Origin of the sequence: Cohnella herbarum (genome assembly GCF_012849095.1) — a bacterium.
GTDB classification, from domain to species: domain Bacteria; phylum Bacillota; class Bacilli; order Paenibacillales; family Paenibacillaceae; genus Cohnella; species Cohnella herbarum.
This window is the reverse complement of sequence record NZ_CP051680.1, coordinates 7,220,065-7,241,170: the sequence shown is the minus strand read 5'-3', so window position 1 is coordinate 7,241,170 and position 21,106 is coordinate 7,220,065. Positions and strand designations below refer to the sequence as shown.

The 21,106-nt window shown below is 51.9% G+C and carries 16 protein-coding genes; 4 read left to right on the top strand and 12 right to left on the bottom strand.

Translation table 11 applies throughout. The features are described from left to right. Nucleotides 1-34 precede the first annotated feature (34 nt). Nucleotides 35-1,147 (bottom strand): rhamnogalacturonan acetylesterase, encoded by a 1,113-nt coding sequence (locus tag HH215_RS30405; protein WP_169283309.1) that lies wholly within the window; start codon nucleotides 1,145-1,147, stop codon nucleotides 35-37. 314 nt (nucleotides 1,148-1,461) lie between these two features. On the opposite strand from HH215_RS30405, the gene HH215_RS30400 reads away from it, so the two are divergent. The 3 genes from HH215_RS30400 to HH215_RS30390 all read left to right on the top strand — a co-directional run bounded on the left by HH215_RS30400 (nucleotide 1,462) and on the right by HH215_RS30390 (nucleotide 3,271). Beyond that, entirely contained in the window at nucleotides 1,462-1,866 is a 405-nt protein-coding gene (locus tag HH215_RS30400; RefSeq protein WP_169283308.1) for a Fur family transcriptional regulator, read from the top strand. Further along, a complete protein-coding gene (locus HH215_RS30395) occupies nucleotides 1,836-2,579 on the top strand; it encodes a response regulator transcription factor (protein WP_169283307.1) in 744 nt (247 codons plus the stop codon). The genes HH215_RS30400 and HH215_RS30395 overlap by 31 nt, the downstream gene beginning before the upstream one ends. Before the next feature lie 134 nt (nucleotides 2,580-2,713). Then, nucleotides 2,714-3,271, top strand: coding sequence for a peroxiredoxin (locus HH215_RS30390; protein WP_169283306.1), 558 nt, complete (start codon nucleotides 2,714-2,716; stop codon nucleotides 3,269-3,271). A 64-nt stretch (nucleotides 3,272-3,335) separates the two neighbouring features. On the opposite strand, the gene HH215_RS30385 is transcribed toward HH215_RS30390, so the two are convergent. After that, entirely contained in the window at nucleotides 3,336-4,238 is a 903-nt protein-coding gene (locus tag HH215_RS30385; protein ID WP_169283305.1) for an RNA polymerase sigma-70 factor, read from the bottom strand. A 27-nt stretch (nucleotides 4,239-4,265) separates the two neighbouring features. Beyond that, a complete protein-coding gene (locus HH215_RS30380; protein ID WP_254450273.1) occupies nucleotides 4,266-5,579 on the bottom strand; it encodes a phytoene desaturase family protein in 1,314 nt (437 codons plus the stop codon). A gap of 153 nt (nucleotides 5,580-5,732) precedes the next feature. On the opposite strand from HH215_RS30380, the gene HH215_RS30375 reads away from it, so the two are divergent. Then, nucleotides 5,733-5,891, top strand: coding sequence for a hypothetical protein (locus tag HH215_RS30375; protein ID WP_169278029.1), 159 nt, complete (start codon nucleotides 5,733-5,735; stop codon nucleotides 5,889-5,891). A gap of 186 nt (nucleotides 5,892-6,077) precedes the next feature. On the opposite strand, the gene HH215_RS30370 is transcribed toward HH215_RS30375, so the two are convergent. The 9 genes from HH215_RS30370 to HH215_RS30330 form a co-directional block, all read right to left on the bottom strand. Next, the gene (locus HH215_RS30370; RefSeq protein WP_217362254.1) at nucleotides 6,078-7,001 is read right to left on the bottom strand and encodes an Rpn family recombination-promoting nuclease/putative transposase; all 924 of its coding nucleotides are present in this window, start codon (nucleotides 6,999-7,001) and stop codon (nucleotides 6,078-6,080) included. A 184-nt stretch (nucleotides 7,002-7,185) separates the two neighbouring features. Beyond that, entirely contained in the window at nucleotides 7,186-8,118 is a 933-nt protein-coding gene (gene trxB, locus HH215_RS30365; protein WP_169283304.1) for a thioredoxin-disulfide reductase, read from the bottom strand. Nucleotides 8,119-8,248: 130 nt separating this feature from the next. Then, complete coding sequence (locus HH215_RS30360) at nucleotides 8,249-9,472, bottom strand: enolase C-terminal domain-like protein (protein WP_169283303.1); 1,224 nt, start codon at nucleotides 9,470-9,472, stop codon at nucleotides 8,249-8,251. Nucleotides 9,473-9,539: 67 nt separating this feature from the next. Next, on the bottom strand, nucleotides 9,540-11,132 hold the full coding sequence (locus HH215_RS30355; protein ID WP_169283302.1) for an extracellular solute-binding protein: 1,593 nt from the start codon (nucleotides 11,130-11,132) through the stop codon (nucleotides 9,540-9,542). A 52-nt stretch (nucleotides 11,133-11,184) separates the two neighbouring features. After that, nucleotides 11,185-12,069, bottom strand: a complete 885-nt coding sequence (locus HH215_RS30350; protein WP_169283301.1) for a carbohydrate ABC transporter permease — start codon at nucleotides 12,067-12,069, stop codon at nucleotides 11,185-11,187. 35 nt (nucleotides 12,070-12,104) lie between these two features. After that, nucleotides 12,105-13,076 carry an ABC transporter permease gene (locus HH215_RS30345; protein WP_254450272.1) on the bottom strand — a complete coding sequence of 324 codons (972 nt, stop codon included), beginning with the start codon at nucleotides 13,074-13,076 and terminating at the stop codon, nucleotides 12,105-12,107. 122 nt (nucleotides 13,077-13,198) lie between these two features. Continuing rightward, nucleotides 13,199-16,081: a glycosyl hydrolase family 28-related protein gene (locus HH215_RS30340; RefSeq protein ID WP_169283299.1), complete on the bottom strand. Its 2,883-nt coding sequence runs from the start codon at nucleotides 16,079-16,081 to the stop codon at nucleotides 13,199-13,201. Between the two features lie 1,023 nt (nucleotides 16,082-17,104). Further along, on the bottom strand, nucleotides 17,105-18,628 hold the full coding sequence (locus tag HH215_RS30335) for an extracellular solute-binding protein (protein WP_169283298.1): 1,524 nt from the start codon (nucleotides 18,626-18,628) through the stop codon (nucleotides 17,105-17,107). 156 nt (nucleotides 18,629-18,784) lie between these two features. After that, nucleotides 18,785-21,079, bottom strand: coding sequence for a glycoside hydrolase family 95 protein (locus HH215_RS30330; protein WP_375140471.1), 2,295 nt, complete (start codon nucleotides 21,077-21,079; stop codon nucleotides 18,785-18,787). Nucleotides 21,080-21,106 lie beyond the last annotated feature (27 nt).

The following is a 21,106-nucleotide window of genomic DNA, read 5'->3' as shown; positions in this document are numbered from 1 at the left end:
ACGTAAAGCGACCGTTCGAAAATTCGGTTCTCGGTTACGATCTCAAATACATAGCCAATGGCCAGATGGCGGTCGACCGGATCCCGGAAACGACAAGCTCAGCGATTCGCATCGCACCCTGCTCTTGAAAATGCGTATTATCTTCGATACCGCCAGGGAAGTTGGCGAACTCGCCGGTAGCCCCCCACATAAAGACCGACTTGGTCGCTTCCTCGCCCATTTCTTCGAACAACCGCCTGCTCGTTTCCGCAAGGTCGATCAACGGAACCTCCAACTCGGACGCCAATTGGCGAACCGCTTCCAAATACGGACCGTGCGTATCCCTAAGTTGCCCATTCGCTTCATAGAAACGCCGATGAACCGAGGTGATCAACACCGGATGAGCGCCTTTCGAACGGGCGCCCTCGACATACTGCCGGAGGTAACTCCGATAAGAGCCTGAAGGATCGGTGTAGCGCTCCTCATCCGGCTTCTGGTCGTTATGGCCGAATTGGATGAACAAATAATCGTTCGCTTTCGTTTCACGTAAGATCGCGTCCAATCTGCCTTCGGCGATAAAGCTCTTCGAGCTGCGACCGGACTCCGCGTAGTTGGCGACGATAACGTCGTGCTTGAGTAACCGAGGCAGCATTTGCCCCCAGCCGGCATAAGGAAACCCTTCCTCGGGTTGATCCGTTACCGTCGAATCCCCGGCTAAATACAAATTGATCGCCTGCGGAGCCGCGGATATCTCCAGAGCGTTCACCCTGGGAGCCGGCCCTGAAAAGGCAAGCTCCAGCCTGCCGTCGCGGACGTACACCCCAACCGTCTCCCGCACGAACTGTCCCGCGGATACGCGCCGATGATGCATAAGCAGTCTGCCGGGGTACGCCTTTAACGTCGTGCATGCCGGCACGATCCAATCTCCCATGACGATCGTTACTACGTAATTACCGTTAGGCACGTCCACCCGGAATGACGTATCCGCGGGAATGCATAGATCCCGCTTCAACGCATCCGGATCTTTCCGGTCTCGCGCGGTCACCCGCGAAATATCCGTAAAACCGTAGCCGAGCGCCGAATCATAGGCACTCGCGGATGTGATTTTCGTATATCCGATCTCCGCTTCGCCGATGCCGAAGTCGAATTTCCACTCTTTCGCAACCATCGTTAAGCCCCCAAACGGAAGGTTTTCCTTCCACTACAAGCAAAACGACTTCGGCGTCCTTCTGGACAGAGAATGTCGACTTTGTCGTAGCTATCAGATGAGTATGAAGATATAAAATCTTCTACTTTCTGATAGTTTAAAATAAAGACCGATTAATCGATGATCGATTATCCGGTCTCTTTGTTTAAAAATCAGTCTTTTTGATCCAGTCGAATATTGGAACGCCTTGCTCGCTTATTCATTGACTGTCCCTTGACTGCTAACCGCATAATCGGTTAAACTTAAACTAATTCTAAATTAAAGGAATGGTTCCGATGAGAAAAGCGGGAGCTATGACCGTGCAACGCAAAACGATTTACGATATTCTAACCGCGACCGACGATCACCCTACCGCGTCCGATATTATCGAGCGCCTTAAGGCCGGCGGACACAATTTCGCCTACGCGACCGTCTATAATACGTTGAAATATTTAACCGAGGAAGGCCTTATCCACGAGCTCAAACTCGAAGGAGACGCCAGCCGTTACGATGCCAGAACCGAGAATCATCAACATATCGTCTGCAGCTCGTGCGGCAAAGTCGACGAAGTGTTCGTTGAACCCCCGACAGCCTGGCTAAACTCGATCTCCGAGCAAACAGGCTATGAGATTACCGAAGAGAAGATTTTGTTTAAAGGAGTGTGCGAAGGATGCAAGAACGCGAAGTCAGCGGCTCATTGAGCGGAATTGCCGTCATGAACGATCGGATCATCTCATCGGAACAGCCGGGAAATGCCGATTATTGCGAAATCACTAACCGAATTCTTATCGTCAGCCCCCGTCCCGCTTCGTTACGTGCGTTGGTCGCGGAACTTGCGGAAAAATGCTACGACGTTCTTCTGCTGCACCATGCCGACGACCCGTTACTGAGCATGGTACAAGGGAATATCATCGTGGCGGATCGCACATACCAACTCCCTTCGGCTGTTTCCTGGCCTAGCGACGGTTCGGCTCCCGTTCTCGCGCTCGTGAACCCGGCTGAATCCGCGACCTTTCCGGGGGAAGAAAGCGTTAGTTGGCCTTGCCCGATCGATGAGGTCATCGCTAAGATTCAGCAACTTTCCTTGCAGCACGCCGTACCCGCGGAAGAATCGCGCAATTACGTGTTTAAGGAGCTTGTTCTGGATCCGGATCGTATGACCGTAACTCGTAAAGGCGCCAGGGTCGACTTAACGAAGACGGAATACGACCTGCTCAGAACGATTATCGCGGCCGACGGTAAGGTGATGACCCGCCAAGAGCTCATGAACGGAATATGGGGAGAACAATATTTCGGAGGCAGCAATGCGGTAGACGTTCATATTCGCAGCTTGCGCAGCAAACTCGACGACGATCCGCGGGCACCGCGTTATATTGCGACCGTAAGAGGGGCTGGCTATCGGCTGGCCGACTGATCGTCCATGTTCATGCGATCTTCACGAAACCTTAATCATACCTTCATGCAGCACGAGCGGCTATGAGGTATGATTTTTTCATGGCCATTCGTTATACTTAGTTTAATTATAAAAGAACAAGGAGTGTTACATTCATGTCCGAGAACATCATGAGAGTTGCCAAAATCGGGGAGCTTGCGCCTGCGTTCGACCTTCCTTCCACCAAAAACCTGGACACGCTCGAAGAAAACGTAAGCTTAGAAGCCTACAGAGGACGCTGGGTCCTGTTTTTCTTCTGGCCCTATGATTTCACGACCGTATGCCCAACGGAAATTATCGCTTTCAACGAATCGGCAGGCACGTTTCGGGATTTGAACTGCGACATCATCGGAGCATCGGTGGATAGCGTCTATACGCACCGGGCTTGGATGAATACGCCTAGAGATCAAGGCGGAATCGGTTCTATTCGTTACCCGATGGTATCGGATTTCACGAAAGAAACGGCGCGCGCTTACGGGGTTCTGGACGAGAAAACGGGAGCCGCTCATCGCGGACTGTTCATCATCGATCCCGAGGGCATCATTCGCTATCAAGTCGTTACCGACATGAACGTCGGCCGTAGCGTCGAAGAAACGATCCGCATTCTCGAAGCTTTGCAATCCGGAGGTCTATGTCCGATCAACTGGAGAAAAGGCGACAAAACCCTCGCATAAACGCCGCATTATGAACAGAAGGACTATCCTTTTAAGCTTTAAGCTTAGAGGATAGTCCTTTCTATTAGCTTATGAATGACAGATGGGTCAGCTTATCCGGATTGATGACGATATAAATATCGGCGATTACTCCTTGATCGACGTGGAAAGTTATAACGTTGTTCGGCTTCTCCCCGTGGTAGCATATGATCCCCGTTTGACCGTTAACGGATACGATCCGGTACGAGAAATCAGGAGGAACCTTGCTAAGCAATCCGAAAAGGAACATCGAAATTCTCTCCGCTCCAATAATCGGCTGTACCGCCGCCTTAACTTTCCCGCCGCCGTCGGAATAAAGGACCGCATCGGCTTTCAGCAGGTTTACCAATTGCCCCGTATTCCCTGAAGTCAGTGCCTGAACGAATTGCTCGATCCGCAGTTTTACCGATTCCGATTTCGCGACGTCCGGCTCTTTCACATCGGATTTTTCCGATATTGCCCCTTTGGCGCGACGGAAGATTTGCCGACAATTGGCGCTACTCTTGCCGACGATATCGGCAATCTCGTCATATTCATATTGCAGCACTTCTCGCAGGATAAACACGGCTCTTTCCGCCCATGAAAGTTGCTGAAGCAGCAAGAGATACGCCGTAGAGAGGGACTCCTTGTGCATATAAAGGGCCATCGGATTGCTCTCGTCGGAATAATGATCGTCGGTCATTAACGGAGTTGGCAACCACGGTCCTAAGTATGCTTCCCTTTGTTTGCTTGCAATACGTATTCGATCAATGCTTCGATTAGTGACCATTTTGCACAAATAAGCTTTTTCGTTCCGAATCGGCTCCGATTTATTCTCGTTCCAAGACAGGAACGCCTCTTGAACAACATCCTCGGCATCCAAGACGTTGCCTAACATCCGATAAGCAATCGAAAACAATAGCGGTCTGTAGGACCTGTAATCCAATTCCGTCCCCTTCGTCTCTTCCAACAAACCCGCCCTCCTTTCCCGTTCGAGTTAATTCGCAACAGATATTTTGCCGAGCTGTCCAGTCTCGTATCGATCCGCTTCGAGTATATGTTTAGCGGCCCGAATGGCGCTGGCCGCCGACGCGTCCGCAAGCATCTCCCCATGGCTAGCCCAATCTCCCGCCACGCACAAGCCTTTAATCTCCGGAACCCCCGGCCCTACCTCGAAAATCGTTCTGCCCAAGTGAGGATAATCGTGGACGATCGTCATATTCGGTAAGTATTGACGGGATACGACCTCGTTTTCCCAACCCGGATGAATAAGATTCATCATGCTCTCGAGCAGTCTTTCGTCCGACTTGGCATCTTGCTGTCCGGCTCCGTTATATTTGGTCAGATGCACCACTATTGTACCATTATCGCTTAACCTTGCTGCCCTAGAATGATCGGAGAAAAAAACCGGCTGATCCAGCCCGATAACAAATTGTCGGTCACCGATCGGCAAACGTTTAAGCGCTAAATCCAAGCTCGCCGCTACCGCAGGCCGTGCCTCATCCTTCCATCTGCGAAGCACCGTATTTTCCGCCCCCTTCGTCATTTGATAAGTGGCGGCGGGCGGAGCGGTGCTGATCACGTACGAGCAGGGAATGAGTTGTCCGTCCGAGCATGCGACTCCTTGGACTTTCCCTTGATCGTGAACGATTTCGAGAGCCGTTGTACCGGAGTGAATCGCAACCCCAGCGCGCTTAGCCTTATCGACAAGCTGATCGATGATGGTTTGCCAGCCTCCGTCCAAATATTTCACGCCGGACCGTAACGAACGTTGAACCTGCTTCAGCACCGGACCCGCAAGTTGCTTATCCGGATCTTGCGTATATGTCGCCGTTCGGCTTAACGCATAGAAAATATGGCGAACCATCGGATCCGCGATTTCCGATTCCGCCCATTCCCGCAAGCTAATTCTTCGTAGACTATCGGGATTTGCTCTCGTCACTTTCACGATCGTAGACAATAGCTTTGCTTTTCCCGACCAGTTCAGAAGCTTCGAGGTTAACATTGACTTCGGATCTCCCGGAAGCGGAGACAATTCATTGTCCCAGATCGCCAAGCCTTTGGTCGATGGCTTGCTTCCAGTCAATTTCAGCCCGTATCGTTTGAATATTTGACTTGCTTCCCCACCGATATATAGCGCGTGCCCGCCCAGGTTAAACAGTGCGCCATTCTTGCTGATCGTCATCGCCCTGCCTCCGAGTTTACTTGACTTTTCAAGCACCGCCACGGTTTTTCCCGCCTCTGCCAATTCGATTGCCGATATTAACCCCGCTAAACCTCCGCCGATAATAACCGCCTCGTATTTCGTCATCTTGATCAGCCTCCCATTTTCGTTCTCTACCCTAGTCGTAAATGGAGGTTGATTTGTGACACTTCATCCGCAATTTTTTTTGCCGTACGAAACGAATCATTCGATAAATTTGAGCGCAAAGTAAGATCATCTTGAAATCAAAGGAGGTAACGGATGATGGCGGGAAGAAACAACAAACCCGACAACGACGGTCCAGCTAGCAGCCCAAGTCAGCTCGGCCAGTTCGGAAGCAAGCTGGCCGAAGACAACGACGAGGAGTTCCAAGCCGCCGCGGAGCAGGCTTGCGAGGTTGCGGATGAACCGGATCACTAACTCTTGCTCGTTCGGGTAGCTTGCGCGTTTTTCGCGTTTTCGCCTTTTCGACGATATCCCCTACGCTCAGGAAACACCCTATGCGGGCTCTTCTGAGCGAACGGGATACCGGAAAAGAAAAAGAGTCATCTTCTTTGCTGTAATTTTCCAGCGGAAGATAACCCTTTACTTGTTTCGGATAGGATATTATTTGAGTTTATCTAATTCATCGATCGTAAGACCGGTACACTTCACTATTGCCTCGATGTCCAAGCCCAACGCTAACATGTTTCTCGCTACCTCTTGTTTCCCTTCAGCTTTTCCGTCTTGTTTACCTTGCTGAATGCCTTTTTGAATTCCTTTTTTCTCGCCGTTCTTCTCGCCGATTTCAATTCCTTCTCTTAATCCGGCCCTTCTAGCCGCAGACATCCCGCTGTTGTATTCGATGAACGCTTCTTCCCGGGCTTCATACAATCGGAGCGTTTCTTCGTCGCAGCTTAACCGCTGCAGGCGTTCCTCGGCAGTTTTAATCGTGGAATCCATAGTCATCAACTCCTCTAATTGTTGTTCTGTAACTTTCTCGTCCAGAAACAATAACCATCGGTGTAACGGATTATTCAGATCATGCTGCATCGCACGAAATTTAAGACACTCTAAAAAGTGAATTTCAAAAATGTCGGTGAGCATGAACTCTTTATTCCCGTCATCATAAAGATGAAATGTATTGTGAAAATGATCTAGAGGTAAATAGTTAAAATCCAGTATGTTAATCGTAATCGTTTTCTTAAGCAGATCATAATCATGTCCTTCTTTAATCGAGCCAACGAAGAGTTTGCTAAGGTAGAAGAGCGTTCTCTTATCCATAGCATGATCTCGTTCGATCTGCACCTCAAGGTCGATCTGCTCGTTATCCTCGGTTTCGCAGCGAACGTCTAGTCGGCCACTCTTGCCGTCGATGACTTCTTTAACTAATTCCTTGTTGTCGATCACCGTAACATCAATAATTTTCTTGTCATCCGCTGGATGAAGTATCGCATTCAACAAGGAAATCAACAGATTTTTACTTTCCGTCTCGCCAAATAGCCGTTTAAATAGAAAATCGTTCTTCGGTTTCAGGCGTTGGGCAATCATCGAATTTCTCCCTTCAGTATAACATTTTAGGAATGCGCTAGAAAACATGAAAAAACCGCTCCATTCCCCCTGTCTATAAGGAGAACGAGCGGCGTGTGCTTCACGTCCGAGTTTTTTACTTCATATCTAAAATATCATAATTGCTTCCAAATCGAAAGCCTATCCGAAGAAATGATTCAATGGTTTAGTGGCCCGAGCCCGAGTTTTCCAAAAATCTTTCGCAATCGAGAGCGGCCATGCAACCGGTTCCCGCTGCGCTGATCGCCTGGCGGTATTTGTTATCCTGAACGTCTCCGCAAGCGAATACCCCTGGGATATTCGTTTCGGTCGACCCCGGCTTAACGAGCAGGTAGCCGGTTTCGTCGGTGTTCAATTGCCCGCCTAAAAATCGGGTATTCGGCGTATGTCCGATCGCGACGAAAATCCCGTCCGTGGCGATCGTCTCTTCCAGCCCGGTTTCGTTGTTCGTTACTTTCAGACCGGTGACGCCGAGCGGTCCGCTTACGACTTCAAGCGGAGTACGGTTAAGGCTCCAACTGATCTTAGGATTGCTGCGAGCGCGATCTTGCATGATCTTCGATGCGCGAAGCTCGTTGCGACGGTTGACCAATACGACCTCGGATGCGAAACGCGTGAGGAAATGCGCTTCTTCCATCGCCGAGTCGCCGCCGCCGACGACGATGATTTTCTTGTTGCGGAAGAAAAATCCGTCGCAAGTCGCGCAAGTACTCACTCCGCGTCCCACGTTGTCTTTTTCGCCGGGAATGCCTAAATACTTAGCCGAAGCGCCGGTAGAAATGATCAGCGTTTCCGCCGTTAATTCTCCCATGCCTTCCACGGTTAACGTAAAGGGGCGTTTCGACATATCCACGCTATTCACCCAACCGGAACGGAACTCCGCTCCGAATCGCTCCGCTTGCTTGCGCATGTTCGCCATAAGCTCTGGCCCCATAATGCCATCCGGGAAACCCGGGAAGTTCTCGACTTCCGTCGTTGTCGTCAATTGTCCGCCCGGCTCGGGTCCTTCGATAACAAGAGGGTTCAAGTTAGCGCGAGCCAAGTAGATCGCCGCCGTTAATCCGGCCGGTCCTGTTCCGATGATGATCGTTTTATGCATGTTCGTCCACTTCCTTATATGTGCTAGTATAAAAAAATCATACCATTCACGCAGGAAATATGCATGAAGGTATGATGAACGTTAGATGAAGGTTTCATGAAGAAAATAAGAAAGTAACAGATGGTTTCAGCTAAGGACGCACCAGAGTACCATCGGCTTTGCGGTCCAACGTATAGGGATTATGATAGTTTACTCTTTTCCAGCCGTCGCCGACAAGCAGCTCCGCCTTCGATTCGTCCAGATCGATGCCTAGTCCGGGCTTATTCGAAGGATAGAGGTAACCGCCTTTTCTTACGATATGGCCCGGGAAAGCGTCCAGCTCCTCCGGTTTGAAATGATTGATCTCCTGGATGCCGAAATTCCAGACGGCCATGTCCAAGTGAACCGATGCCGCTTGGTTAACCGGATCGTTCTCTCCGCCTTCTTGCCAAGCCGTTCTTACTCCGAATGCCTCGCTTAACGCGGCGATTTTACGACAGGCGCTTATGCCTCCTACCTTGGATACGCGAACCCGGATAAAGTCGATCAATCTTTCTTTGATTAACTCCGTCCATTCTTGCGGGTTCACGAACAATTCCCCGACGGCTTGCGCCGTCGCGCTTTGCTGTCGGAGCTGCCGGTACCAACCGATCTGTTCGGGCGGTAGAACGTCCTCTAAATAGAACAGACCGTAAGGCTCCAATCGCTTGGCAAGCTGGATCGCGATGATCGGCGAGAGGTGCTCATGGACGTCGTGAGTGAATTGTACTTCCGTGCCGAATGTTACTCTCAATTGCTCGAACATCTTCGGAATGGAGCTCAAATACGCATGTTCATCGAACACCGCATCCGTCTTCCAAGCGTTATCGGGCAGCTTAGCCTCACTCGCGGATAAGAATCCGCCGCCTCCGTAGCCGCCCAACTGACATCTTACGACCGTATACCCTTCCTCTACGAATCGCTGTACGTCTTCTCTCAATTCCGCAATGTCCCTGCCGCCGGCATGACCGTAACAAGCTACCGCGGAACGACTGGCTCCGCCTAATAATTGATAGACGGGCAGCCCCGCTTCTTTGCCCTTAATATCCCACAGAGCCATATCGATTCCGCCGATCGCCGTCAGCATAAGGGCCCCGTTGCGCCAGTAGCCGCTTAAGTTCATCGTATTCCAGAGATCTTCGATATTCGCGGCGTCTCTTCCGATGAGAATCGGCGCCAGCAGCTGCTCGATCACCTGAACGATAGCCTCGGGATTGTACACGTCCGAAGCCGAGCCTATTCCGTATAATCCATCCTGATCCGTCGTCACTTTCACGATCGTCCAGCTTCCGTTTCGCCTTGTGCGAATGCATTTGATTCCGGTTATTTTTGCCATGCTTCTCTGCTCCTTTATAGGAAAGAAAAGCCGGCCTCACGCGCAAGGTCGGCTTTTCTTCTAGGCGTTATTTTTTGCTGGCCAAGTAAGCGTCGACTTGCTTCTGCGCTTCCTCGATGATTTTGTCGAGACCGTTGCTCTTCTGCTTCTCGATATAATCCGTAATGGAAGCGTCCACGTCCTTGACGACTCCGAATTCGATCGGCTTGCCGAATTCCTCGTAGGCTTGATCGCGTTTGGCGATTTCGTTCTTGATATTGTCTTCCGCGATAAACAGACCGTCGATCGGCGAATTGACGTTCACCGGTATGCTGGCGAACTCGGCTTCCTTCAACCAGAAATCCTTCGGATACGTCTGGTTCGGACGCATGTATTGCGGTTTCCAGAATGCCCACTGGCCGCCCCATTCCATATAGTTGCTCGTCGTAAATTGCATGCCTTCCGGATATTCCGCGACATCGCCATTCAGCACGTAAGTTTTGCCTTCGATTCCGTATTGCACGAGATCGTACAGCACCTGATCCGTCTCCATCATATCCAGGAACCGCAAGACGCGGTCGGGATGCTCCGAGTTGCGGTTAATGGCGAGCACGTTCGCGAGCGCCGTCCGGTTAACAAATTTTTTGTCCGGATAGAGGAAGGACATTTGATGCTTAAACGAAGGATCCGAGAAGCCCGGGTCCGCGAACGCCCACTCATGCGACGTCATCGTGAACAACGTCTTGCCGTTTCTCCATTGGCTGGCTCCGTCTTCCTTATCGATCATCGCGTCGCGGTTGAGGATTTTGTCGTTATACCATTTCTTGGTCATATGTGCAGCTTCCTTGTAGAAAGGCTGCTGTTCCATCGCTTGGATTTTGATTTCCGGATCGTTCAAGTAAAACCCGAGCTTATGGAAAGCCAGATCTACCCACTCGTCGCGGGTTTGATACATCTCCTGCGCCGTCGTGCGAGACAATTTCTCGTTCGGGTAAGCCGCCTTCAACTCGTGCAACAAAGCATCGACATCTTCGACCGTCTTGACCGAATCCGGCTCGCGCGTGATGCCCGCTTTCTCCGCCAAATCGGCGCGCCAGCCCACGAAAAACCGCTGGTTCATTTTCATCGTCCAAGGAAGTCCCACGATTTTACCGTTTACCGTAGCCGCTTCCAGCGTTCCTTGCTCTTCATACTTCTTGTTCAGGTTCGGAGCGTATTTCGGAAGCAAATCGTTTAGGGCCATATAGGAATCTTTCGCCGCCATTTGCTTATAGGACAACCAATCTCCGTCGAAGTTCAAATCCCACTTGTCTCCGGAAGCGGCCATTACGAGCATCTTATCCTTGAAATCGCCGAACGGGATAAAGTTGATGTTGAACTTGACGTTCAGCCCTTTGGCCTTGACATATTCGCTAACCTTGTCCCACACTTCGTCCGTGGCCGCCTTCTTGTCGCCTCCGAAGTAGAATTTGAGCGTTACCTCTTCCTCCTCTTTCGGAGGTTCTTCCGATGCCGCTTCCGATTGAGGCGCGGATGCGGAAGCAGACGGGGATACCGCGCTGCTTGCGGACTCCTTGCTCGGTTCCGCGTTGTTGTTCTTACCGCTGCACGCCGCCAGTACGATACTCAGAAGTAAAATGACAGATAGGATAATAGGCAGCTTGGCTTGTCTTCTTGACATTGTAATCTCTCCCCATGACTTGATATATACAATACAGCCGAAGCTGGCATTGTCATCCTTTGACCGCGCCTACCATCAATCCTTTGACGAAATATCTTTGCAAGAACGGGTATAGGAAAATGATCGGGCCGATCGTCACGACGGTCAGCGCCATCTTGATCGATTCGGACGGAAGCTGCATCGCGATCCGCTGAATGTCCATCGAGTTGCTCGAGCTCCTGAGGAACTCCACGTTGGAGATCAGCGTTCGAAGCAGTAACTGCAACGGCTGCAGCTCTTGCTTATCTACGAACATCAAGCCTAGGAACCAATCATTCCAATAGCCTAGGGAAACGAACAGTCCGATCGTCGCCAGCACCGGCGTCGAAAGCGGAATAATAAGCTGCGCGTATATTCTGAATTCCCCCGCTCCGTCCATTTTCGCCGATTCATGTAAATCCTCCGGCATGGACATCATGAAATTGCGGATAAGGAACATGTTAAACGCGTTGGCGAGCGGCGGCAGAATCATCGCCCACATCGTGTCCTTCAACTCCAAGTACCTCACGCAGATGATGTACCACGGAACCAAACCGCCGTTGAACAAGATCGTAATGATCGCGTAGATCGATAAAACGTTGCGATAGCGGAACGAACGTCTGGCCATCGCGTACGCGCCCATGCTCGTAACGATCAAGGAAAGCACCGTTCCCACCGCGGTCACGATAGCGCTGATGACATAGGCATCGACGATCCGGTTCGAACCGAGAATGAGTATCCGATAGGAATCGAAGGTGACATGCCTCGGAATAAGCGAGTATCCGTGGGTCACGATGTCATTCTCCGTGCTTAACGAGCCGGAAATGACCATGATGAAAGGAAAGAGACAGGCTAGGCTGAATAAGGAAATCATCGCGACGATGCAGGCTTGCCCGAACGTATATTTTTTGAGTGGCATGGTTCCTTCCCTCCGTAGCGGGTGATATTACTGCTCTAGAAAATGGCCGAATCCCTGTCCGCCTTGCGCGCGATGTAGTTGCTTCCCAGCACCAGCACGAAGGCGACGATCGATTGAACGAATCCCGCTGCCGAAGCCATGCCGATGTCGCCCGATTTACGAAGGCTTCGATAGACGAAAGTATCGATAACGTCCGTCGTCGGGAACAGCAACGCGGCATCTCCGATCATCGCGTAGAACATCCCGAAATCCGCGTTCATAATTCTGCCGACGGCAAGCAGCGTGAGGATCATAATCGTCGGTTTCAGCAACGGGATGCTAATGTAGCGCATCTGCTGCCATCTGGAGGCGCCATCTATGGAAGCCGCTTCGTAGTAAGAGTTATCGACGCTGGTCAAAGCCGCCAAGTAGATGATCGTTCCATACCCCGTTACTTTCCACCGTAACGCCAACGTCAGAATGAATGGCCATAATCCCGCTTCGCTGTAGAAATCTATGGGATCGAAACCGAGCGACTGGATGATTCGGTTTACGGCCCCGCTTTCGAAATTCATGAGGTTGTAAGCGAAAACTCCTACGACGATCCATGAGATGAAGAAGGGGAGGAACGTCAACGACTGCGTAACCCTCTTAAAATATTTGTTCCTGATCTCGTTGAGCATCAGAGCCAAACCGACCTCGAATACGAGACCTACGGCAATGAACAGCGCATTGAGCAGGATCGTGTTGCGAACCGCGCGGTACGCCGTCTCGGAAGATAATAAATAATCGAAGTTGTTCAAGATCGGGCTTGCCCAATCGCTGCCGAATATGCCTTCGGTGAATTGGAAATTTTTGAAGGCAATGACCAGCCCCGCAAGCGGCAAGTAATTAAAAAGGAATAGGAGCGTCGCGACGGGCAGGAACATAAGAAGCAGCGTACGGTTACGAATCAGCTCCCGAACGACTCCGTTACCTTTCGTTCTCGCGCGAGCGATCGTCCTCCCGGCTTCTGTCTCTATTTTCACGGTCATTCCCCTTTCTCTAGTGGGATAACATAATCATACGGGCGCGGCCAAACGCTTACTATGAGTCAAACTTAAACTTTGCTGGCTAGAATTGTCCGCATCGGTCGCCATCAGGTCAGCGACTATCGAACGATAGGATCGATATCCGTCCCGGTCACCGTACCCGGCTTGGAGTCGTCATCGAAACCGATCGGTCCGTTATAGAGGTTGTTTGAGATGACCATCCGCTTGACCAGTTCTCCGGCGTATGCATGGGTTTTGCCTGCTTGCTTGAAGAAAGAGTCGTACAAATACATCTCGCCTCCACCGGAATTAATGCCGCGAAACCCGACGACGGTGAAATTCCCCTGCTGCATCGTAAGCTTTCCGGATCTGACGTCGATTCCGCGCGAAGGGTCGCCCCACATGGACGTGTTGAAGAACGTAACCTCCGATTGAAATCCCTCTCCGACCGTCACGTATACCTTATCCGTCGTGCTCATGGACACGAGTTCCGTGTTGATGAAGACCAGCCCTCCCGGACCCGCGTCTTCCAGGAACACCCCTTTCTTGCTGCCATCGGTTCCGTGTCCGACGATGGTGGCTTCCGGTCCGACGATGGTGGCTTCCGGTCCGACGCCATTTTGCGAAGCGAAATGGATGCCGTATAACGAGCCGTACACGAACGTGTTGAAAATGGTCTGATCCTTGACGTTGCCTATCCGGAAAGCGTCCAAGTTTTCCTTCTGATAGCCCCATACTTTATCGAATTCGTTGTCCATCGGCCGGTTCGGATACTCGCTTCTCGCGGCATAGTGCGGATTGAACTGGACGTTGCGCACGATCCCCCCGGTTGCTCCGCCGCCGACATGGATGCCTTCCTTGAGAGGGGAGCCCGCAACGTAATCGATGTAATGCCCGCTCGTATCGTAAGATCCGAAATCGATGCCTTGATAAGAATCGGGAAGCGTCGTATCGATGACGTACACCCCGCGTCCTTTGCCTTGAATCGTCCAAGCAAACGGCTTGATCGCATTCCAATCTTGTCCGTCGTAGTACACATTAAGCCCGCGAATGCCCGCATCCGCTTCAAGGACGATAAACGGTACGCCTTCGGGATCGTTTTCTCCGTAATTCGTGAAAATAACGCTCCCCCCGCCGATCGTATGATGAGGAACGTCCCATGAGCCTCGAAGCTCGACTCCGCTTGGCACGCTTAGCGGCTCTTCGATCCGATATTTGCCCGCGGGCAAATAGACCGTCCCTCCGCCGGAATTTCCGGCATCCGCCAGTGCTTGCTTCACGGCGGCGGAAGCATCCTTGTCCCCGTTCCCATCCGCGAAGTATGGCGCCTCCCTCACATTAAAAAGAACGCTCGTCGCCGGTTTCGGCTGAACGGGGATATCGAGGTTCTTCACGTCGGGTAACCGTTTCAACACGTAGCGGTCGTCCTGAGTGACGCTTATCTCCGCCTTTGTCGCACGGTTAGTAAGGTCTAGCTTGCCTTGGAAGCCGGAGTTAAGCGCCTTAACCGACTTCACGTCCGCTTCGATCAGCACATGGCCTTCCGGCTGGACGAAGTTGGTTCCGCCCAAGATCAACGAACCTGATTTCGCTACGATTCCATGTCCGATAGCGGAGTCCCAGCCGCCGATCTCGCTGTTCTCGAAGGACAACACGCCGCTACCCTCGTTCACGACCGCATCGCGGGTCATCCCTCCGACCTTTACGGTGTTGAATTGCACGATGGAACGGAAGCCGGAAGTCGCGCGGATCGCCGTCGGATTTTCCCCAACGTTCGCCTGGAAGCTGCTGTCCGTGATGAGCAAGCCGTAATCGTTAACGCCTTCGATCAAGAGAGCGACGTTACAATTATCGATATCGATCCGATAAAACTGCGCGTTAGCCGTTTCGTCGGAATTCGTCCTAGTCGTCACTCTCATGCCGGTTTTGAAGCCCGCTAGCCGAATATCCGACATGTATTCCCAATCGGATCGTCCCATCACGATCCCTTCGGCGTGTTTCGTCGTATACTCGAACAACGCCTCCGGCGCCGGAGAGCCCGGCAAGCCGGAATTCGCCCAATATTCCGGCGACAGTCGGATCCCTTCCAGCCGCCCGATGTCGGTCGTGAAATCAAGAAAGACGCCCGTCTTCAGCACTGTTCCGTAGACCTGCTTGATATAATGAAGCTCGTTCCAGTCCGGCCCGACCTTGATCCCGTTATAGGCGTTGACCAACGTGACCTTCTCGACCGTCGCGCTGTCTCCGGACATTTGCTCGATTGTCCAAGGGTAAGCGTAGGGCTGATCCAGACTTTGCTCCGGATACCAGATCGATAGATTCGTGATTCCGCTTGCCTGCTGGAGGGAAATAAAGCTTTCGCCCTTCTCGTCTCCTCTGCCGGAATAGGCCTGAAGGATCGTTCCTTCGACGGCTCCGCTCGTCCAGGAATTGCTTCGGTCCCCTCTTAAGGTGACTCCCGTAGGAACGAATAACGTCCCCGCAATCTTGTAAAAACCCGCGGGAACGAAGACGACTCCCCCGCCATCGCTTCGGGCTGCGTTAAGCGCCTTCTGCACGGCTTCGGTATCGTCCGTCTTGCCGTCCGCGACAGCGCCGTAATCGGCAACGTTATATTCGGCGATCACGATATCTTCCGACGGATAATTCGTTTGAATGACCTTCTTCTGCTCGGCCGGGTTGAGCCATACCGCCTTTGGGGCGGTAGATTGCGAAGGAGATGGTGACTGCTCGGTGCTCGTCGTTGAGGCGGCGTCCGCAGCTGGCGTCTCTACGACTTCGGTCTCTACGGAATCAGCCGTCGCGCCGTTCCCTCCTTGGGTATCGTCGCTATTACCGTTCCCATTTGTCCTTGCGTAGACGATGCCGACGATTGCGACAATCGCTATAATAGCCGCTAAGTAAACGATAAGATAACGTTTGCTTCTCCACTGATTACTTTTTCCCCGCCACTGTTCACTTCTTTCCCACCACCGTTTGCTTTTTCCACACTGCCCGCTCATTTGCGCCCAGCTCCCCTTCGTCGTTCGCCAAATCGTACTTCCCGTGCGAGAAATGCCGGGACTCTAAAGTTAATGTTATCGACCCTCCCGAGTGCTTACTAGGAGACATCTTTAAACTTTGCGGGCTAGAATTGGCCGGTTTTTAGCTGCGCTAGGTTTCGCCTTGCCGCAAAATTCTGCGTTGGATATGAACGCAAAAAGACCGTCAAGGGATGTTTCCTTCCCCTGACGGTCCTCAGCAAATCTATTCCTACTGAAACGTAGATAGCGTTATGCCATCACCCTATTCTCCTCTGTCTTCTCGATCCTCTCTTCTTAACGTTATGGGATCACCTTATTGATCCGTTTGATCACCCAAACTAGGTTTTTTTGGAAAATAACGTTATTCCATCACTCTATTCGTCACCAAACGCTCGTTCCACCCCACTTAACGTTATGCCATCACCTTATATTGAGTTTAACCAATTGGATGTGCTGAAAGATGTACCTCCATCAATGAACCAGGGGGCATTATTGTGTTACTTCCTGGCACTGTAGCCTCCATCGATGAACCACGGGGCATTATAGTGTTGCTTTCTGGCACTGTAGCCTCCATCGATGAACCACGGGGCATTATAGTGTTGCTTTCTGGCACTGTAGCCTCCATCGATGAACCACGGGGCATTATAGTGTTGCTTTCTGGCACTGTAGCCTCCATCGATGAACCACGGAGCATTATAGTGTTGCTTTCTGGCACTGTAGCCTCCATCGATGAACCACGGGGCATTATAGTGTTGCTTTCTGGCACTGTAGCCATTGAAGTTCATTGAGGAGAGTAACTATTGGTTATGCAAAGAAGAACCCGCCCAAAGGAGGGCGGGCTCTTGGGCTCTTTGGCTCTTGGGCTGTTTTTTTCCACTTCTACCGCTCATACACGTCCTACTGATTCTACCGTTCCTACCGCGCCTCCCCGTCTTACTGATTCTCCCCCTCCTACCGACTCTCTCCCTCCTACCTCTGCTCCCCCTTCAACCGCACTAAATCCTATCTCTCTTTCGCCATATACTCGTCGATCTGCCGCTGAGTATCCGCGATGATTTTGTCCAGGCCGACCGCCTTTTGCTTCTCGATGTACTTTGCGATTTCGCTTTCCACGTCTATGGCCAATCCGAATTCGATCGGCTTGCCGACCTCGTCCGCGACTTGATCCCGTATCGTAAGCTCGTCCTTAACGTTGTCTTCCGAGATGAACAAGCCGTCGGCCGGAGAATTCACGTTAATCGGCAAACTTGCGAATTCGGCTTCCTTCACCCAGAAATCCCCGGGATACGTAGGCGTCGGACGCAAAAACTGCGGTTTCCAGAGCGCCCATCGGCTCTCCCATTCCATATAGTTGCTGGATAAGAACTGCATTCCTTTCGGAAACTCGGCGGCCTCCCCGTTCAACACGTAAGTTTTGCCCTCGATTCCATATTGCACGAGGTCGTAGAGTACCTTGTCCACTTCGAGCATATCCAAAAATCTGAGCACCCGATCCGGATGTTCCGAGTTGCGGTTAATGGCAAGCACGTTCGCAAGCGCCGTTCGGTTAATGTACCTTTTATCGGGATAGATCAAGGACATTTGCTGTCTGAACGAAGGATCCACGAACCCGGGATCCGCGTTCGCCCATTCATGGGAAGTAATCGTAAATACGAGCTTCCCGTTCCTCCATTGATCGGCTCCGTTTTCGTTATCTATGCTCGCATCGCGATTCAGGATTTTGTAGTCGTTCCATTTCTTGCTCATTTTCGCGGATTCCACGTAGAAAGGCTGTTGCTCGATCGCCCGAACGGTCATTTTCGGATCATCCATGTAAATCCCAAGACCGTGGTAGGCGAGATCGATCCATTCCTCCCGAACAAGATACAATGAAAGTGGCGGGGTGCGGGACAGCTTCGCATTCGGGTAGGCATCCTTTAATTCGTGCAAGAGAATGTCCAGATCCTCGACCGTCTTGATCTCGTCCGGCTTCCGGAAAATTCCCGCTTGTTCGGCGAGATCGGCACGCCATCCGACATAGGGACGTTCGTTCATCTTCATCGTCCAAGGAAGCCCGATGATTTTCCCGTTCATCGTTGCCGCCGCCAAAGTGCCTTGCTCCTGGTACTTGCTGTACAAGTGCGGCGCGTATTCCGGAAGGAGTTCGTTCAGAGCCATATAAGAGCCCCTTGAGGCCATTTGATTGTAAGACAGCCAATTCGAATCGAAATTCATGTCCCACCTGTCTCCGGATGCGGCCATGACGAGCATCTTCGCCTTAAAGTCCGAGAACGGAATAAATTGAACGTTAAACTTCACGTTTAATCCCTTGGATTTGACGTATTCGCTTACCTTGGACCATACTTCGTCTGTTGCCGCTTTCTTCTCCCCGCCGAAATAAAACTTAAGCGTCACTTCGCTTTCCGTAGGGGGCGGTTGAGTCGTCTCGCCGCTCTGCCTGCTGCATGCCGCTAAAGCGAATCCGATCATGAAACAGATTGCAACGGCGGCAATTGGAAAACGAATGTACGATCTTGGCGTGCGCATGCGCGTTGTCTCCCCTTAAGTGGTATGTTCCGAAGTCATACTAAAAGCCGCGCGACAATCGCGAAGCCCCGCACACGAAGAGCGGATTCGATGTTCTATATGAATTTCAATGCGCAATCGGTTATTCCTTCCGGCATCCGTTATGTCGAGATCGCCTTAGGACAAGCTCTTAACGATGTACTCCCGGCCGGCTTGAGCTTCCCATTGGATCAGCCCGTCGACCGTCCTCGTTTGCTTGACTTTCAGTCCTTGCTCCGTCACTTCGACGTCACACCCCGTTCGAACCGTACAAACGCCGTCATACCCAACGCGGATCGCGGATCGCTTCAGCATTCCGTCGTTCCAATAGAGATCGACCTCGCAGCCGTTTCTTGCCCTTAGACCGGTAATCTCCCCTTCCTTCCATGCCGCAGGCAATGCCGGCAGCAAATGGATTTCACCCGCATGGCTCTGCAACAGCATTTCCGCTATACCCGCGGCGCCACCGAAATTGCCGTCGATCTGGAACGGGGGATGATTGTCGAGCAGATTCGGAAGCGTGGAGTGCGTCAGTAACGCTCGTAAATTCTCGTACGCCTTCTCCCCGTCCTCCAACCTTGCCCACAGATTGATGATCCATGCCCTGCTCCATCCGGTATGCCCCCCGCCTTGGGACAATCGACGGTCCAGCGTTACTCGGGCGGCGGCCGTCCATTCCGGCGTTCCTCTAACCGTAAATCTTGAGCCCGGATGAAGGGCGAACAGATGCGAAATATGACGATGACCCGGTTCGGCTTCTTCGTAATCCTCGAGCCATTCCTGCAATTGACCGTGCTTCCCTATCGCGGGCTGGGGTAATCGACCTCTTAGCTCCGCTAAGACCCGCGCAAATGATTCGTCTTCGGCTAACGCTTCGGAGGCCTGGATACAAGCCGTGAACAGCTCGTGTAAAATCTGGCTATCCATCGACGGTCCGATGCATAGAGTACCGGATTCACCGTTAGGCAGAATGTATGTGTTCTCAGGGGATACCGACGGATTCGTCACCAATACCCCATCCTTATTTTCAGTCAGAAAATGAACGAAAAACTCCGCCGCTTCCCTCATTGTCGGGTAGACGCGCTTGAGAAAGGTAATATCCTTCCCATAAGCGTAATGCTCCCACATATGAAGGCTTAACCAAGCGGCTCCCATTGGCCAGTAAGTCGCCGGGAGATAGAGATCTTGCGGAGCCGTATCCGCCCATATATCGGTGTTATGATGCGCGACGAAGCCTCCGCATCCGTACATCGTCTGGGCCGTCTGCCTGCCGGGCTCGCGCATTCGCTCGATCAGATCGAACAGCGGCTCGTGGCATTCGGCCAAATTACCGCTTTCCGCCGGCCAATAGTTCATCTGAGTGTTGATGTTAATCGTATATTTGCTATCCCACGGCGGCAGCATATGCTCGTTCCATATGCCTTGGAGATTAGCGGGCAACGAACCCGGACGGCTGCTAGACACGAGCAAATAACGTCCGAACTGGTAATAGAGAGCATATATTCCGATATCCTCGGTGCTCTCTGCCTTCAAACTAGCCAATCTTACGTCAATCGGAAGCAGATCGAACCCTGCAGGAGCAGACAACCTGAAACCGACCCTGTTCATCAGGGAGCGAAAATCGTTCGAATGCCGTTCTTTAAGCGATAAATACGTTTCCCCGGAAACCCGCTCCGCGATTCGAAGAGCTTCGGCTTCAGGATCCGGGAAACGGAATGTCGTCGCGGCGGTTAATACAAAAATCACGCTATCCGCCCCCTCGACAAGCAACCGCTCCCCGACAATAGACAGGCTGCCGCCCTGAACGACCGCTCGAACGACGGTGCGGAAGTCGGAACCCCCAGCACCGCCGCAATTCCCCCTCATGACGATCATACTCGGATCGACTCTACCGATTTCATCGTAATAACGATTTCTCTCTCCACGCGTTAATCGAGCTTTTAAGCTGATTCCTCCGGGACGATCCGTCGTGAAATTCATCACGATCGCCTGATCAGGAAAGCTGGAGAACGTTTCCCGCTTGTAAGCGAATTCTCCGATTCGATAACTGACTTTCACGATTCCTTCCACGAGGTCCAACTCACGGGAATAATCCATAACCTCACCGGCTTCGTGTTGAAAGGATAAATGAAAATCCCCTAGCGGCATATAGTGACGCTGCGATTCCGGAATGCCCGACAGAGCCAACGTCGACAGCTCTTGAGCTTCGCGGAGCCTCCCTTGTCGCATCAAGCCGCGTATCGTTTCAAGATGCACAATGGCATCCGGGTTATTACGGTCTCGCGGCCCCCCATACCAGACGCTGTCCTCGTTTAATGCCATACGCTCCTGATGGATACCGCCGAATACCATAGCCCCCAATCTCCCGTTTCCGATCGGGAACGCTGCCTCCCAAGCGGCAGCCGGCTGCCCGAAAGCCATTCTCGTTGTCATTGTCATTTCTCCCCCTCGTTCCACATG